A 14,566-nucleotide genomic window follows, 5' to 3' on the forward strand; every position below is an offset into this window, starting at 1 on the left:
GGGCCTCAGTCCCCATGGGCCCGCCCGCAGGCCCGCAGCGGCGTCTCAGGCGGCCGTGAGCGCCCAGACGCCCACCGCGATGCACAGCAGTGCGACGATCAGCACCGGGACCGCCACCTTCGGGGGCGGTCCCGGTTTCCGGTGCGGGACGATGGCGGGGGCAGCGGACGGCACGGCCGTGGGCGGTGTCGCCGGTGCGGCGGCCATCGGGGTCACCGGGGTCACCGGGGTCACCGGGGTCATCGGGGTCGGTGGGCCCGGTTGGCCCGCCTGACCCGATGCGTCGACCGGAGGCTGTCCCGGGACGGGGTGCGGCCCGGCCGTGTACGGGCGGGTGCCGCCCGAATTCCGCTGGACGGGGGCCGTCGGGTGATACGCGGGCATCGGGGCCGCCGGGGTCGACGGCGGGGCGGCCGGCGCGGGCGGGAGGCCCTGGTCCGGAGGCGTACTGCCGGGCGTCGGTGCCGGGGGCGGCGTCGGCGGGGCGCTGGGCTGCCCCGGCACCGGGGCGCTCCGCTCCGGCGGCGCCAGCTGGAAGCTCCCGGTCTCCGACAGGGACACCGGCGGTGCCGTCCCGGCTGTCCCGGCCGCTGCGGAGGGCCCGGCGGGCGGCTGTCCCGCGGTCAGCGGCCCGTTCGGCCCGTACCCTTTCGGCAGCGGCCCTATGTGGTCGAAGACCTCCACGGTCTCTTCGTCGAGCGGGTCGTCGGGCAGCATCTCGGCCGCCGCCACGAGCGCCTTGCGCGCGCCCGTGGCCGTCTTGAACCGTGACTCCGGATCCGGGTGCAGCAGAGAGGCCAGCACCTGCCACAGCGGCTCGGGCACGTCCTCGGGCGCGTTCGGTATGCCGTGCTCCTCGAAGAGCCGGACCAGTGCCTCGGTGTCGGGCTTGTTGCCGGTGACCAGATAGAGCGCGACCAGGCCGACCGCGAACAGGTCCGCGGGGAAGTCCGGTTCGGCGCCCAGCATCTGCTCGGGCGCGAAGTAACCGGGCGTTCCCACCACGTAGTTGGCCTCGGTCAGCCGCGGCTCGCCCTTGCGCATCGCGATGCCGAAGTCGGACAGCCGCAGATGCGGCCGGCCGGTGCCGGTGGCCTCCAGCAGGACGTTCGCCGGCTTGATGTCGCGGTGCACCACGCCCTCCGCGTGCACCGCGGTCAGCCCCGCCAGCAGCTGGTCCAGCAGGATGCAGACGTACCGCGGCGGCAACGGGCCGTAGTCGCCGATCAGATGCGCCAGCGAACCGCCGTTCACCAGGTCCATGGTGAACAGCACCTTGTCGTCGTTCGCCGCCCAGCTCGCCGGGGCCAGCACATGCGGATGGTCGATCCGCATCGCCTGTTCGCGGACGAAGCGCAGCAGGGTGTGGGCATCGCTCTGCTGCAGCACCTTGGTCGCGACATAGCGCCGGCGCCGGTGGTCCCAGGCGCGCCAGACGGCGCCCACACCGCCCCGTCCGATCGGGTCGATCAGCTCATACCGACCGGCGAAGATCTCACCCATGGCGCCCCGTCCGCTTTCTGAACTCCACACGCCCCGCTGTGGCCGTCGCCGCTGTGGCCGCAGTGGCCGCTTGGCCGTCCGCCGCTAGCTCTGGTGCGCCTCGTAGTGCGCGACCGCGTCCGCGGTGCGGCCGGCACCGTAGACCCGGAGAAACTCTGCCAGTTCAGGGTGCGTGGGGGCGAGGGTGTGCGCCGCGTCGATGATGTCGCCCGCGTCCGAGACCGAGCGCAGCAGCGACTGGATCTCCCGCACCACACGGCGCACCGTGGTCGCGCCCGTCGACGACGTCTGCTGTGTGGTGTTGTTCAGCACCGAGCCGCCGGCCGTCTTCTTGATCTCTTCCATCCGCTCGGTGGCCTCGGCGGCGCTGACGCTGCCGTCGGCGACCTGACCGGCGAGCTCCTGCAGTGCCTGGACCCGCTGCACCACGGCCGGGTTGCCTATCTTCGCGCGCTGCCCGCTCATCAGCTGGGACAGCATCGGCGCGGACAGCCCGAGCACGGCGGCGAGCCTGGCCTGATTGAGCCCGAGATCGTCTATCAGACGGCGGAACAGGGCGCCCAGAGGCTCCCCGTACCAACTGCGCTGCAGCTCCCGGGCCCGTGCGGTGGCTTCCTGCTGTGCTGCGTCCATGCCGTCTCCCCAGTCTCCCCGGTGGCGCTTCGCTGCCGCGAATCTCGCGAAGCATCCTACGGAGAGCGACCTGGTGCGGCGATACCCGGTCGGGAAAGCGGCCGGGTACCGGGTACCCTGTTCGGCGAAGGGGCCTTAGCTCAGTTGGTAGAGCGCTGTCTTTGCATGGCAGATGTCAGGGGTTCGACTCCCCTAGGCTCCACGGCGAATGTCTCCGACCTGCGGAAACGCGGTGTCGGGGGCATTTTTCGTGCGCTGGGTGCCGTTGGCGGTTCGTCGGCGGCGCGATGGGCACGGGCGATGAGGAGGGTGCAGCGGGCGCGGTCCAGCGGGGACAGCGTCGCGCGGCCGGCCGCAACGGCGGCGGCGTGTGCCAGGGCGCGCGGCGTGTCCTGCGCTTGCAGGCTCGCCACCGTCTCCAGGGCGGCGATTCAGGTGGAGACCGTGGAGGTGGACAGCAGCGCCGCCCCCCCGCATGCCGCCCTCGCCGACGCACGGGCCGCTGCTCTACGTCGTGCTCGACAACGGTGGCTACGGCTGGCTGCAGACCGACCTCGACCGGATGTCGGGGACCGGTGTGTGCTTCGCGTTCACCGCCGACCGCCCCACCGCCACCCGGAGCCTCGCCGACCCATATGGCCTGCGTCACTGGAGAGTTGACAACCCCGAGGACCTGGACCGCGTCCTAGGGCATGCGTGGCAGTGCTGTGCCTCCGGTACCGCGGCTGTGGTGGAGGCGGGGTGTCCCTCGCCGACAGCCCGCCGGGGATGGCCGGGGCCGACGGTGACTTCACCGTTGCGCGAGGACGCATGAACGACCGTGAGTGAACGACCGTTGGACACGTGAGACAAGGACGACGCATGCCCGTGGCGCTCTTCTTCCCCGGACTCATTCCCAGGGCGCGGCGTCGCGGTCGAGACGGACTTCTTCGACGGGCCGGCGGAGCCGCTGGGCTGCCACTTCTTCGACCGGCTCGGCCACGACTGCGTACGGCAGAGGTGGGTGAGGTGTGGATTCCGGGCCCGCGCAACATGTTCGCCCGTATCACCAACAACTCCTTCCCGACCAAGGTGATCACGCCGAAGCCGGCGCTCGAAGGGTGAGCGCCACGACCGGGACCCTGCGCGACCCCGCCGGGAAGCGGGTGCTGTCGGCGGCCATGTTCGCCGGCGCCCCGGCGGAGGTGCTGGATTTCCTGCTGCCGCTGTGGGCCGGTTCGACCCTGAAGGCGGGCGCGTCGGTGGTCGGCGCGCTGGTCGCAGTCGAGGCGGCGCTGTCGCTGCTGGTGCGTCCGCTGGCCGGGGAACTGTCCGACCGCTTCGACCAGCGGCGGGTGGCCGCGGCCGGCGCGGGGCTCTACGCCCTGTCGTTCGCGGGCTATGCGCTGGCCGGTTCGCTGCCCCTGGCGTTCGCCGCGGCGGCGCTGGGCGGGGCCGGCGGCGCCCTGTTCTGGGTCGGGCTGCGGGCGTGGACCGGCGAGCGGTCCGAGAACCACACCAGCGCCTACGGGAAGCTGCTGTCGGCGGAGGGCCAGGGCGCTTTCATCGGCTATCTGGTGGCGTTCTCCCTGCTGGAACGGGGCGGCTATGCGCTGCTGTTCTGGCTGGGCTGCGCGGCGTGTGTGACGGCGATGGCGACGCTGCTCCGAGGGAGCGGGCAGGGGCGGTCCGTGGCGCCGCGGGCGGTCGACGGCTCCCGTGGTCCCCTTGATTCCCCTGATTCCTCTGAGTCCCGTACCGACCGGCGCGGGCCGGCACAGCGGCTGCTGCCGCTGATGGTGGTGTCCGCGGTGACGGCGGCGGCCGAGGCGGGGCTGTGGATGCTGCTGTTGCTGCGCCTGCAGGGTGAGTTGGGGCTGTCCCCGAACGAGATCGCGATGGTCTTCGCCCCCGGCTTCCTGGTGTTCATCCTGCTGCCCGAGCACACCCACCACCTCACCGACCGTCTGGGCCGCACACCGACCATGGTCGCCTCGTTCGTGGCCGGCGCGCTGTTCGCCGGAGGGCTGGCGCTCGTCGCCACCCCCGTTGCGATCGCCGTCTTCTGGGCCGTGGCCGCCGCCTGTTTCGCCGCGCAGATCCCGGTGGAACAGGGGACCGTGGCGGCCGCGGCGGGCGGACGGATCGGCCGCGGCATGGGCCTCTACGAGAGCGCGCGGCTGGCCGGGGTCATGGTCGGGCCCGCGCTGATGGGCGTGGTCTACGAAGAGCTGGGGTGGGCCGCTGCCTGTGCCGCGGCGGCCGTCGCCTCGGTGCTGGGCGCCGTCCTGGTGCCGTACGCGATCCGGACGCTGCGCCTGCCGGAGGTGACCGGGTCCGGGAAGGCCGTGGGGGCCGGGATGGATGCAGCTGAGATCACCGGGAGCGCCGAGAGCACTGCGTTCGCCGAGCCCACCGGGATTGCCGAAACCACCGGGATTGCCGAGACCGCACAGACCAGCGACAGAACAGAGGAAGAAGAGGGCAAGGGCACCATGGACATGGAGAAGAACGAGTCGGTGCAGCCGGTGCCGTCGTCGGGGCCGAGCCCCGCGGCGAAGGAGCATGCCCGCAAGGAACGGCGGGACTGGTTCCTCCACACGGGCGCGTTCCTCGTGGGGCAGGTGGTCCTGTGGGCCCTGCAGGCGAACTGGATCGTATGGCAGTTCACCGAGGGGAGCGTGCCCGACGAGCACCGGGGGCCCTTGGTGTGGGTCGGCCGGGTGTGGCTGACCATCTGGGTCATCGACACCATCTGGTCCTGGTCGTACACCTTCTGGCCAAGGGAGAAGAAGCCCAAATCGGCTTAGAGGAGGGGATTTCGGCAGTGCTGGCAGGGGGTATACGGCTGTGAGGCCCTGGACCGGGCCCGTCCTCAGGCCGGCGCCAGCGGCAGCCGGTCGTACCCGCGCAGTGAGGTGATCCGGTACGCGGCGTGGCGGCGCTGGCGTGGGCGATCTCCGGGGGCCGCGCCGGCAGCCGGGGGAAGGCGATCTGGGCCTCCAGTTGGGCCGGTGCGGCGCCCGGGCAGTAGTGGGCCCCGCCCCGAAGGCGAGCGAGCCGCCGGCGGGCCGGTCCGGCAGGAAGGCGTCGGGGGCCGGGAACCGCTCGGGGTCGCGGTCTGCGCTGGCGAGCAGGGCGACCACCTGGGTTCTCCGCGCCATGTGCTCCCCGGCCAGTCCGGTGTCCCATCCCGTCGAGGTGAGGCGATTCGGGCTGTGCTACCCGGCCGTCCGGCCGCCCCAGGTCACTTGCGCAGACGCAGGCGCTGCCCCGGGTAGATCCGGTCCGGGCCCTCGGTGAGCCGCTTCTTGTTCAGCTGGTACAGCTTCCGGGCCCCGCCGCGGACGCCGGTGCGTTGCGCGATCACGGAGAGGCAGTCGCCCCGCCGTACGACGTAGGTGCGGGCTTTGCCGCCCGAGGTGTGCGGGGTTACGGAGGTTCCTGACGGGCGCCGGTGCGCGGCGTCGGCCTCGTCCTCGCCGTCGCCGGATCCGGTGGCGCCGAGGTACCCGCAATTCGGCCACGGGGCCAGACCACGGGCCTGGACGATGCGCTCGCCCACGGCGATCTGCTGGGCCCGGGTGGCGAGGTCCGGGCGGCGGGCGTAGCGACGGCCGCCGTAGGCCCGCCAGGTGGCTGGTGAGATCTGCAGGCCGCCGTAGTAGCCGTTGCCGGTGTTGATGTGCCACCGGCCGCTGCTCTCACAGGCGGCGATCTTCGCCCAGTTCGTTCCGGCGGGAGGAGGCGTAGTGGTGGTCGCCGCGGCGCTCTGGTCGGCGAGACCGACGCCGCTCAGCAGGACCACCACCATGGACAGCATTGCTTCGACGGACCGTTTTGCATGACATAACGACATGACGGACTCCTCAAGCTGTGCCTGGCAGCGCCGTGCCGCGGGATGCGGCACGACCGGTGGGCACGGACCAAGTAACCCGCCCATATGGTTTTCGGCATGTCCGGCGTGTCAGGGGTGGGCGTGTTTCACCCGAACAGCGGCATGTCGCTGACGCCTTGTCAGCCCTCCGGTGTGATGCATGGACGGCGGCCACGGGACCGGCCGCCCGGCCGTCGCGCATCAGGGAGGACCGGTGTCGCGTACGGCTGCCCCCGGGAGGCCGACCGGAGTCCAGCCGAGGTCCGGCCGGGGGCCAGCCGGGGCCCAGCCGACGGCCGGCCAGAGTCCTGTCGGCGCCCGAGGAATGCAACGGCCGTGCCCGCCGTCCCCGTTGGGGACGGCGGGCACGGCCGGTCGCTGTCCGGCCGACGTCAGGCGGTGTCGCCCTTGCCGCGCTCCTCGGCGTCCGCTTCCGCCTCGGCCTGCTTGGCCTGCACCTCGGGGTCGAGGGCGGCGCCCTCGCTGCCGTCGACCGCGCTGAGGTGGCGCTCCCTGACCTCCGTGGGTGCCGGCGGCTCGACCAGCCAGTCCGGGTTGGCCTGCCTGTCCCACCACTTCCACGCGGCGACCGCGCCGCCCAGCAGGACACCGATCACCGCGGTCCGGGTGGCGACCCTGCGCCGCCGCGCCCGGCGGGCCTGCTTCGCGACCAGCCGCTCGATCTCCTCCGCTGTCACATGGCTGCGCAGTGCGGCCAGTGCGGCGCTCCCGCGCGCGACCGCCTCCTCGCGGACCGGCTCGGCCGCGGTTCGCGCGGTGACCACGGCCTGCTCCAGCCGCGGCGCCGCGTACTCGGCGGCGTGCTTGGCGGCCGCCCGGCTCCGGCAGGCCGCCCGGTGCGCCGCGGCGTCCACCTTGGGCGGCAGCGCGCCCCGCGCGTGCTCGACACGCGGGTGCAGATGGGCCTCGTACTGGGAACGGACCTGGTGCGCGGCCTCGGCCAGCCGGGGCGCGGCACGGGTGCGGGCTTCATGGGCGAAGTGCGCGGCGGCGTCCTTGGCCGTACCGGCATAGGGAGCCACCACCTCCGCGGCGTGCCGCACGCTGTCCTTGGCCGCGGTCGTGGCGCGCACGCTGTCCTTGCGGGTCACGGGATCCTCCTCCTCGGTGGCACGTCCGGGGCTGGGGGCTCGGTCCCCATATGCGTTCGGTCCCCATATGTCTGAAGTGTCGCCTGTCCACCCGTTTCAAGATCATGCCTGCTCACGCCGCGTACGGCATGTGCGAGCGGGCATCCGGGTCATCGGGGACCTTCCGGAGCCTTGTGACGACAATGCCACGGTTTGCGGCCCGCCGCCCCGGTTCCATGGGTTTGCGCGGGGAGGCGTCCGGTGGCCGGACGACGCAGAAAATGCACGCGAACCTCGCCGGAGGGGTGGTGGCCGGGCGACGGAGGCGCCGCTCCATGCGAGGATCGGGGACCGTCAGTGAAACTTATGGAAGGTAGATCGTGGCTGAGCAGCTCTACGCCACCCTGAAGACCAACCAGGGCGACATCGAGATTCGGCTCCTGCCGAACCATGCACCGAAGACGGTCAAGAACTTCGTCGAGCTCGCCAAGGGCGAGCGGGAGTGGACCCACCCGGCGACCGGCAAGACGTCGACGGACCGCCTGTACGACGGAACGGTCTTCCACCGCGTCATCAGCGGCTTCATGATCCAGGGCGGCGACCCGCTCGGCAACGGCACCGGCGGTCCGGGCTATGAGTTCGGGGACGAGTTCCACCCGGACCTCGCCTTCAACAAGCCGTACCTGCTGGCCATGGCGAACGCCGGTCCGGGCACCAACGGCTCGCAGTTCTTCATCACCGTCTCGCCGACCGCGTGGCTGACCGGCAAGCACACCATCTTCGGTGAGGTCACCAGCGAGGCGGGCAAGAAGGTCGTCGACGCCATCGCCAGCGCCCAGACCAACCCGCGCACCGACCGCCCGGTCAACGACATCGTCATCGAGACGGTGGAGATCGAGACCCGCGAAGGGTAGCCGCGGCTTGCCCCTCGGCGGGGCCGAGGGAACCATTGCGCCCCGCCCGGTCGTAATCCAGGCGGGGCGCGAAGCTCGTTCAGGGGTGGGGGCCGGGCGACGGGCGGGAGGAGCGGTGTGTTGCTCCGCCCCGGACGGAGAACCGGTGCGCCCCCAGACCGAGAAGAGGACGAGGGACCGATGGACCAGGTGCCAGGCAGCCCGCAGGAGCCGCGGGACGCACACAGCGACAACGCCCTGCCGGGCTGCTATCGCCATGCGGACCGCCCCACGGGCATCCGCTGCACCCGCTGTGAGCAGCCGATCTGCCCGGACTGCATGGTCAGCGCCTCGGTCGGCTTCCAGTGCCCGGAGTGCGTACGCGGCGAGAAGAACGGCCCCGCAGCGCGGGCGACGGCGCCGCGCACGATAGCGGGCGGCGCGATCGCCGCTGATCCGCGCCTGGTCACCAAGATTCTGCTGGGCATCAACCTGGCGGTCTTCATCGGCGTCCAGCTGGCGGACCCTCGGTTGGTCCTCGACCTCTTCCTGTACGGCGGCAGTGTCGCGTACGGGGAGTGGTACCGCCTGCTGACGGCGATGTTCCTGCACCAGCAGATTCCGCATATCGCGTTCAACATGCTGTCGCTGTGGTGGCTGGGGCCGCCGCTGGAGGCCGCGCTCGGGCGGATACGGTTCCTCGCGCTCTATCTGCTCGCCGGCCTGGGCGGCAGTGCCCTGTCGTATCTGCTCGCCGCGCCGGACCAGCCGTCGCTGGGCGCCTCCGGCGCGATCTTCGGGCTGCTGGGCGCGACCGCCGTGCTGCTGCGCCGGCTGAGCTACGACATGAAGCCGGTGCTGATCCTGCTCGGCCTCAACCTGGTCTTCACGTTCCTGTGGCCGAACATCGCCTGGCAGGCCCATGTGGGCGGCCTGGTGGTCGGCGCCGCGGTGGCGTTCGGAATGGTGCACGCGCCGCGCGACCGGCGTACGGCCGTGCAGATCGCGACCTGTGCGGTGGCGCTGCTGGCGATCGTCGCGGTGGTGTGGGTACGGACCCTCCAGCTGGTGGGCTGAGGGGCCCGTACCCCGGCCCTGCACCCTCCGGAGGGTCGGTCCCGTCCTCTCCGGAGGATGCGTCCCGTCATGTTGTCCACAGTGTGTGGCGGATCTTGTGCATGCTGTGCGGAACCTCCGTTCCGCCGTGCACCGAGCCGCGTTTCCCCAGGAGGGACGGGGGAGACGAGGTCGGGAAGGAGCGCTGGCGCCGATCACACCGGCGTCAACGTCCGGAGGGTTATCCACAGATCTTCTGAAGTTTTCCCAGGCTGTGGATAACTGTGTGGATGGCCTTGGGTAGAGCTTGCGCTACTTCCACTGAGTGGATACGCCGAAGCCCACCGCGATGAAGCCGAAGCCGCAGACGATGTTCCAGTTGCCCATGGCCTTGATCGGGAGATCGCCCTCCGACACGTAGAAGAGCACGATCCAGGCCAGCCCGATCAGGAACATCGCCAGCATCAGCGGCGCGACCCATCCACGGCCCGCGCTCATCTTCAGGCTGGTGGTCTTCGCCGGCGGCGGCGTGAAGTCGTCCTTTTTGCGGATCCGTGACTTCGGCACGAGGAACTCTCCTGTCGCTGCGCTGCTCCCCCACTCTCGACTTCTCTTGAGCGGGCTGCGCCCCCGACCGCGCGGGGGCCTTACGGGATGGGAGCCGGGCGGAGAACCGGCGGGGAGCGGATCCTCACCCGGGCGTCCGTTAGCGTAGTGCTTCCGCGGCGTCGTAAGGAGTAAGGGTACGTTGAGCAATTCCGCTGACTCCGCCGGCCGCCCCACCCGCTCCCACCTGCGGCCGGTACGGCTTCTCACCCTCGCCGTCTTCGCGCTCGCCGGGCTGCTGTTCTGGGTGAGCTTCCAGACCGCGCGCGGCACCAATCTGCGCTCGGACGATTCGATGCTACGTCTGTCCGACCTCATCCAGGAGCGCAGCAAGAAGAACGGTGTGCACGACGAGACCAACGCCGCGCTGCGGGAGGAGGTCGACGCGCTCGCGCAGCGGGACAACGGCAGCTCCAAGGCCCAGGACGCCAAGCTCAAGGCGCTGGAGAAGAGCGCCGGCACCAAGAAGCTGGCCGGGGAGGGCCTGACGGTCACCCTCACCGACGCTCCGCCGAACGCCACCGCCAGGATCCCCGGGGTGCCCGAGCCGCAGCCCAACGACCTGGTCATCCACCAGCAGGACCTCCAAGCGGTGGTCAACGCCCTGTGGCAGGGCGGCGCCCAGGGCATCCAGGTCATGGACCAGCGGCTGATCTCCACCAGCGCGGTGCGCTGCGTCGGCAACACCCTGATCCTCCAGGGCCGGGTCTACTCGCCGCCGTACACGGTCACCGCCGTCGGCGACCGCGACGCGCTGAACAGGGCGCTGACCGCCTCCCCCGCGATCCAGAACTATCTGCAGTATGTGAACGCCTACGGCCTGGGCTGGAAAGTCGACCAGCAGGATGCGGTGACTCTGCCCGGCTACTCCGGCACAGTGGAGCTGCACCACGCACAGCCTGTGAAGCCGTAGCCCGCACGCCGCGGGGGGCAGGGAGGGGCGGGGCCGGATGACGGTGCGGTGGATCGTGCGGACGCTCAGCGAAGTCTGCGTCACTGTCGGCACACTGATCGTTCTCTTCGTCGTCTATGTGCTCTTCTGGACCGGCGTACGGGCCGACAGCGCGATGGACGGCGAGATCGGCGAGCTGAAGGACCGGTGGGCGGCGGCGCCGGTCACCACACCCGGCACGGCCTCCGCGCCCACCCGCGCCGAGCGGCCCCGCCCCTACGAAGCGGGCCGGGCCTTCGCCGTCATGCACATCCCGCGCTTCGGGGCGGACTGGGCGAAGCCCGTCCTGGAAGGCACCGCTACCGACGTGCTCAAGCGGGGCCTCGGCCACTACGACCGCACCGCCCGGCTCGGCGAGGTCGGCAACTTCTCCGTCGCCGGGCACCGCCGCACCTACGGCGACCCCTTCAAGGACTTCCCGCGGCTGCGGCCCGGGGACGCGGTGGTGCTGACCGACGGCGCGACCTGGTTCACCTACCGCGTCGACAACCGGCCCTACACGACGCTGCCGGGCGACATCGGGGTGATCGATCCCGTACCGCGGAAATCCGGCTTCAACGGCCCGGGGCGCTATCTCACGCTGACGACCTGCGAGCCGGAGTGGGGCCACAGCCACCGGCTGATCATCTGGGCCCATCTGGACTCCACGCAGCCCGTGGCACGGGGAAGGCCATCGGCTTTGACCGGCTGACCCACCAGCCGCCGCCCTCTCCCCTTACTCTGGTGGGGGAATCGACATCGTCATCGGCATCGGCAAGGGGACAGCGAGCGCATGTACGGCTGGATCTGGCGGCATCTGCCGGGCAACGCATGGGTGAAGGCGCTGATTTCAGCGGTGCTGGTGTTGGCTGTCGTCTTCGTACTCTTCCAGTACGTCTTTCCGTGGGCGGAGCCGCTGCTCCCCTTCAATGACGTCACGGTCGATGAAGGGATGGCAGCCACCCGATGAGTGCCCGGATTCTCGTCGTCGACAACTACGACAGCTTTGTCTTCAACCTCGTCCAGTACCTCTACCAACTGGGTGCCGAATGCGAGGTGCTGCGCAATGACGAGGTCGCGCTGAGCCATGCTCAGGACGGTTTCGACGGTGTGCTGCTGTCGCCGGGGCCCGGCACCCCCGAACAGGCCGGTGTCTGCGTCGACATGGTCCGGCACTGCGCGGCCACCGGCGTCCCGGTGTTCGGCGTCTGCCTGGGCATGCAGTCGATGGCGGTCGCCTACGGCGGTGTGGTCGACCGCGCGCCCGAGCTGCTGCACGGCAAGACCTCACTGGTGACGCACGAGGGCAAGGGCGTCTTCGCCGGTCTGCCCTCGCCCTTCACCGCGACCCGCTACCACTCGCTCGCCGCAGAACCGGCCACCGTCCCGGACGAGCTGGAGGTCACCGCCCGCACGCACGACGGCATCATCATGGGGCTGCGGCACCACGAACTCCTGGTGGAGGGCGTACAGTTCCACCCCGAGTCGGTGCTGACGGAGTGGGGGCACAGGATGCTGGCCAACTGGCTGGTGGAGTGCGGCGACGCCGGAGCCCTGGAGCGCTCGACGGGGCTTGCCCCCGTGGTCGGCAAGGCCCGCGCGTGACTTCCCTGCGCCCAGAGCGTGAAGGGAGGTCCCACGATCCGTACGAGTCCTCGCACGGATACGAGCCCCAGAGGGACCGGCAGCGGCCCGGCTACCAGTCGGCCCCGCACGGGGCACCGGATCCATACGCTCACCCCGAGGTGTTCGAGGCGGCCGTCGGGCAGCTCGACGACCCGCTGAACGATCCGCTGCCGGGCCGGGCGGTACCGACGCCCGCGCCGGAACGTGGGAGGTACGAGCAGTCCGCCGGGGCGTACGGGCGGGCCGCCCAGCCTGCCCAGGAGGCCGGAACGCAGGGATCGCCCTGGTTCCGGCCGCATCTTCAGAACACACCGCAGCAGAACACACCCCAGCAGAACGCACCGACGCGGAACGCGCGGCATCGGGGCGAACGGCCCGGCCCGTCGAAGCCGCCGGCCGCCCCCGCCCCGGAGTCCTACGAGCCCGCTCCGGCCGCGTACGACGAGGTCTACGGCGGCCTGGGCCAGGGCACCGGCTATGAGCCCTACACCCCGGCGTCCGAACCGATACCCGACCCCCTCGCCGCCCCGCGGATCCCGGTTGCGTCCCCGGCCGCTCCGGCTCCTCCGGCCGCCTCCGAGCCGCGGCCGGACGAAGAGACCATGGCGCTGCGCCAGGCCGAGGAACCCGGTGCCGCAGAGGACGGGGACGATGTTTCACGTGAAACCGGCGCGGAATCCGGCACGGATACCACCGCTGTTTCACGTGAAACCGAGCTGCCGCCCGCGCCCGGCGGCCGAGCGGCCCGGCGCAAGGCCGCACAGCAGGCCGCCAAGCGGGGCGGCAGACGCGGCAGGCACAGCGGCGCGGCCGTTGCCGCCTCGGCGGCCGCGTCCGCCGCCTCCGCCGACGAGGAACCGGCCGCCCCCCTCTCCCGGGTCGAAGCCCGGCGTGCCGCACGCGCCGCCAAGGACAGGCCCAGCCTGATCGCCAGCCGTGCCGTGGGCGAGGCGTTCATCACCCTTGGTGTACTGATGCTGCTGTTCGTCACCTACCAGCTGTGGTGGACGAATGTGCTGGCCCACAAGGAGGCGGGTGGCGCCGCCAACACGCTCCAGCACGAGTGGGACAAGGGTGGTCAGGAGAAGAAGAACCTCACGGCGGGCGAGCGCTTCGCGATCATGTATATCCCGAAGCTGGATGTGAAGGTGCCCATCGCCGAGGGCATCGACAAGCACGCGGTGCTGGACCGCGGCATGGTCGGTCACTACGACAAGGACAGCGGGATCAAGACCGCGATGCCCTGGGACAAGAAGGGCAACTTCGCGGTGGCGGGCCATCGCAACACCCACGGTGAGCCGTTTCGCTATGTCAACAAGCTGACCAAGGGTGACAAGATCATCGTGGAGACCCAGCGCGCGTACTACACGTACGAGATGGCGAGCATTCTCCCGCAGACCTCGCCCAGCAACGTCAGCGTGATCGGCCCCGTTCCGCCCGGCTCGGGATTCACCGGCCCGGGGCGCTACATCACACTGACGACCTGCACCCCGGAATTCACCAGTACCTACCGGATGATCGTGTGGGGCAAGATGGTCGACGAGCGGCCGCGGAGCAAAGGCAAGCCGAAGGCGCTCATCAGCTGAGTGAACGTTAGAGGGGTATGACGCGGTGACTGCCACGGGATACGACAAGGACACCGACCGGTCCGTGCCGTCACCGACATCGCGCCGCGCGCGGGGGATCATCGCCTCCGTCGTCAGCGTCGTCGGCGAGCTGCTGATCACGGCCGGGCTGGTCCTGGGCCTGTTCGTCGTCTACTCGCTGTGGTGGACCAACGTGCTCGCCGACCGCGAGGCGGGCAAGCAGGGGGACGAGGTGCGCAAGCACTGGGCCAGCCCCGCCCCCCAGGGCCCCGGCGAGCTGGACACCAAGGACGGCATCGGTTTTCTGCACGTACCGGCGATGAACAGCGGCGAGGTGCTGGTCGAGAAGGGCACCGACGACGAGGTCCTCAACAAGGGGGTGGCCGGCTACTACACCAAGCCCGTCGCGTCGGATCTGCCACAGGACAAGAAGGGCAACTTCACCCTCGCCGCACACCGCGACGGGCACGGCGCGAGGTTCCACAACATCGACAAGATCAAGGACGGCGACCCGATCGTCTTCGAGACCAAGGACACCTGGTACGTCTACAAGGTCTACGCGATCCTGCCCGAGACATCGAAGTACAACGTGGACGTCCTCGACGACATCCCCAAGGAGTCCGGCAAGCGCAAGGCCGGCCGCTACATCACGCTCACGACCTGCACCCCGGTCTACACCTCGAACTACCGCTACATCGTCTGGGGCGAGCTGGAACGCACGGAGAAGGTCGACGCGGACCGGACGCCGCCGAAGGAACTCCGCTGAGCCCCGCGTACAACGCCCT

15 protein-coding genes and 1 tRNA gene are annotated in these 14,566 nt (G+C 70.7%); 11 read left to right on the forward strand and 5 right to left on the reverse strand.

All coding sequences use genetic code 11. From position 1 onward, the window contains the following. Positions 1-45: 45 nt before the first annotated feature. Both K9S39_RS22610 and K9S39_RS22615 read right to left on the reverse strand, forming a co-directional pair. On the reverse strand, positions 46-1,503 hold the full coding sequence (locus K9S39_RS22610) for a serine/threonine-protein kinase (RefSeq protein ID WP_248865164.1): 1,458 nt from the start codon (positions 1,501-1,503) through the stop codon (positions 46-48). 84 nt (positions 1,504-1,587) lie between these two features. After that, complete coding sequence (locus K9S39_RS22615; protein WP_248865165.1) at positions 1,588-2,136, reverse strand: helix-turn-helix domain-containing protein; 549 nt, start codon at positions 2,134-2,136, stop codon at positions 1,588-1,590. A 129-nt stretch (positions 2,137-2,265) separates the two neighbouring features. On the opposite strand from K9S39_RS22615, the gene K9S39_RS22620 reads away from it, so the two are divergent. The 3 genes from K9S39_RS22620 to K9S39_RS22630 all read left to right on the forward strand — a co-directional run bounded on the left by K9S39_RS22620 (position 2,266) and on the right by K9S39_RS22630 (position 4,925). Further along, positions 2,266-2,338, forward strand: a tRNA-Ala gene (locus tag K9S39_RS22620). A gap of 273 nt (positions 2,339-2,611) precedes the next feature. Beyond that, the gene (locus tag K9S39_RS22625) at positions 2,612-2,950 is read left to right on the forward strand and encodes a thiamine pyrophosphate-dependent enzyme (protein ID WP_248865166.1); all 339 of its coding nucleotides are present in this window, start codon (positions 2,612-2,614) and stop codon (positions 2,948-2,950) included. A 286-nt stretch (positions 2,951-3,236) separates the two neighbouring features. After that, positions 3,237-4,925 carry an MFS transporter gene (locus K9S39_RS22630; RefSeq protein WP_248865167.1) on the forward strand — a complete coding sequence of 563 codons (1,689 nt, stop codon included), beginning with the start codon at positions 3,237-3,239 and terminating at the stop codon, positions 4,923-4,925. A gap of 437 nt (positions 4,926-5,362) precedes the next feature. On the opposite strand, the gene K9S39_RS22635 is transcribed toward K9S39_RS22630, so the two are convergent. Both K9S39_RS22635 and K9S39_RS22640 read right to left on the reverse strand, forming a co-directional pair. Beyond that, entirely contained in the window at positions 5,363-5,974 is a 612-nt protein-coding gene (locus tag K9S39_RS22635) for a LysM peptidoglycan-binding domain-containing protein (protein WP_248865168.1), read from the reverse strand. 410 nt (positions 5,975-6,384) lie between these two features. Next, positions 6,385-7,104 carry a DUF5324 family protein gene (locus K9S39_RS22640; RefSeq protein ID WP_248865169.1) on the reverse strand — a complete coding sequence of 240 codons (720 nt, stop codon included), beginning with the start codon at positions 7,102-7,104 and terminating at the stop codon, positions 6,385-6,387. A gap of 359 nt (positions 7,105-7,463) precedes the next feature. Here K9S39_RS22640 and K9S39_RS22645 point away from each other — a divergent pair, with 359 nt between their 5' ends. Both K9S39_RS22645 and K9S39_RS22650 read left to right on the forward strand, forming a co-directional pair. Next, a complete protein-coding gene (locus K9S39_RS22645; protein WP_248865170.1) occupies positions 7,464-7,997 on the forward strand; it encodes a peptidylprolyl isomerase in 534 nt (177 codons plus the stop codon). 180 nt (positions 7,998-8,177) lie between these two features. Beyond that, positions 8,178-9,053 carry a rhomboid family intramembrane serine protease gene (locus K9S39_RS22650; protein ID WP_248865171.1) on the forward strand — a complete coding sequence of 292 codons (876 nt, stop codon included), beginning with the start codon at positions 8,178-8,180 and terminating at the stop codon, positions 9,051-9,053. A 291-nt stretch (positions 9,054-9,344) separates the two neighbouring features. Here the strand turns inward: K9S39_RS22650 and crgA are convergent, their stop codons facing one another. After that, a complete protein-coding gene (gene crgA / locus K9S39_RS22655) occupies positions 9,345-9,599 on the reverse strand; it encodes a cell division protein CrgA (RefSeq protein ID WP_248865172.1) in 255 nt (84 codons plus the stop codon). A 181-nt stretch (positions 9,600-9,780) separates the two neighbouring features. On the opposite strand from crgA, the gene K9S39_RS22660 reads away from it, so the two are divergent. The 6 genes from K9S39_RS22660 to K9S39_RS22685 all read left to right on the forward strand — a co-directional run bounded on the left by K9S39_RS22660 (position 9,781) and on the right by K9S39_RS22685 (position 14,547). Next, positions 9,781-10,551, forward strand: a complete 771-nt coding sequence (locus K9S39_RS22660; RefSeq protein WP_248865173.1) for a DUF881 domain-containing protein — start codon at positions 9,781-9,783, stop codon at positions 10,549-10,551. A gap of 37 nt (positions 10,552-10,588) precedes the next feature. Next, positions 10,589-11,281 (forward strand): class E sortase, encoded by a 693-nt coding sequence (locus K9S39_RS22665; protein WP_248865174.1) that lies wholly within the window; start codon positions 10,589-10,591, stop codon positions 11,279-11,281. An 81-nt stretch (positions 11,282-11,362) separates the two neighbouring features. Further along, positions 11,363-11,539: a hypothetical protein gene (locus K9S39_RS22670; protein WP_248865175.1), complete on the forward strand. Its 177-nt coding sequence runs from the start codon at positions 11,363-11,365 to the stop codon at positions 11,537-11,539. Then, positions 11,536-12,174 (forward strand): aminodeoxychorismate/anthranilate synthase component II, encoded by a 639-nt coding sequence (locus tag K9S39_RS22675; protein ID WP_248865176.1) that lies wholly within the window; start codon positions 11,536-11,538, stop codon positions 12,172-12,174. Before K9S39_RS22670 ends, K9S39_RS22675 begins: the two co-directional genes overlap by 4 nt. Continuing rightward, positions 12,171-13,781 (forward strand): class E sortase, encoded by a 1,611-nt coding sequence (locus K9S39_RS22680; RefSeq protein ID WP_248865177.1) that lies wholly within the window; start codon positions 12,171-12,173, stop codon positions 13,779-13,781. The genes K9S39_RS22675 and K9S39_RS22680 overlap by 4 nt, the downstream gene beginning before the upstream one ends. A 25-nt stretch (positions 13,782-13,806) precedes the next feature. Next, positions 13,807-14,547, forward strand: coding sequence for a class E sortase (locus K9S39_RS22685; RefSeq protein WP_248865178.1), 741 nt, complete (start codon positions 13,807-13,809; stop codon positions 14,545-14,547). The last annotated feature ends 19 nt before the right edge of the window (positions 14,548-14,566 follow it).

This window comes from Streptomyces halobius (assembly GCF_023277745.1).
In the GTDB taxonomy this organism is placed as follows: Bacteria; Actinomycetota; Actinomycetes; order Streptomycetales; family Streptomycetaceae; genus Streptomyces; species Streptomyces halobius.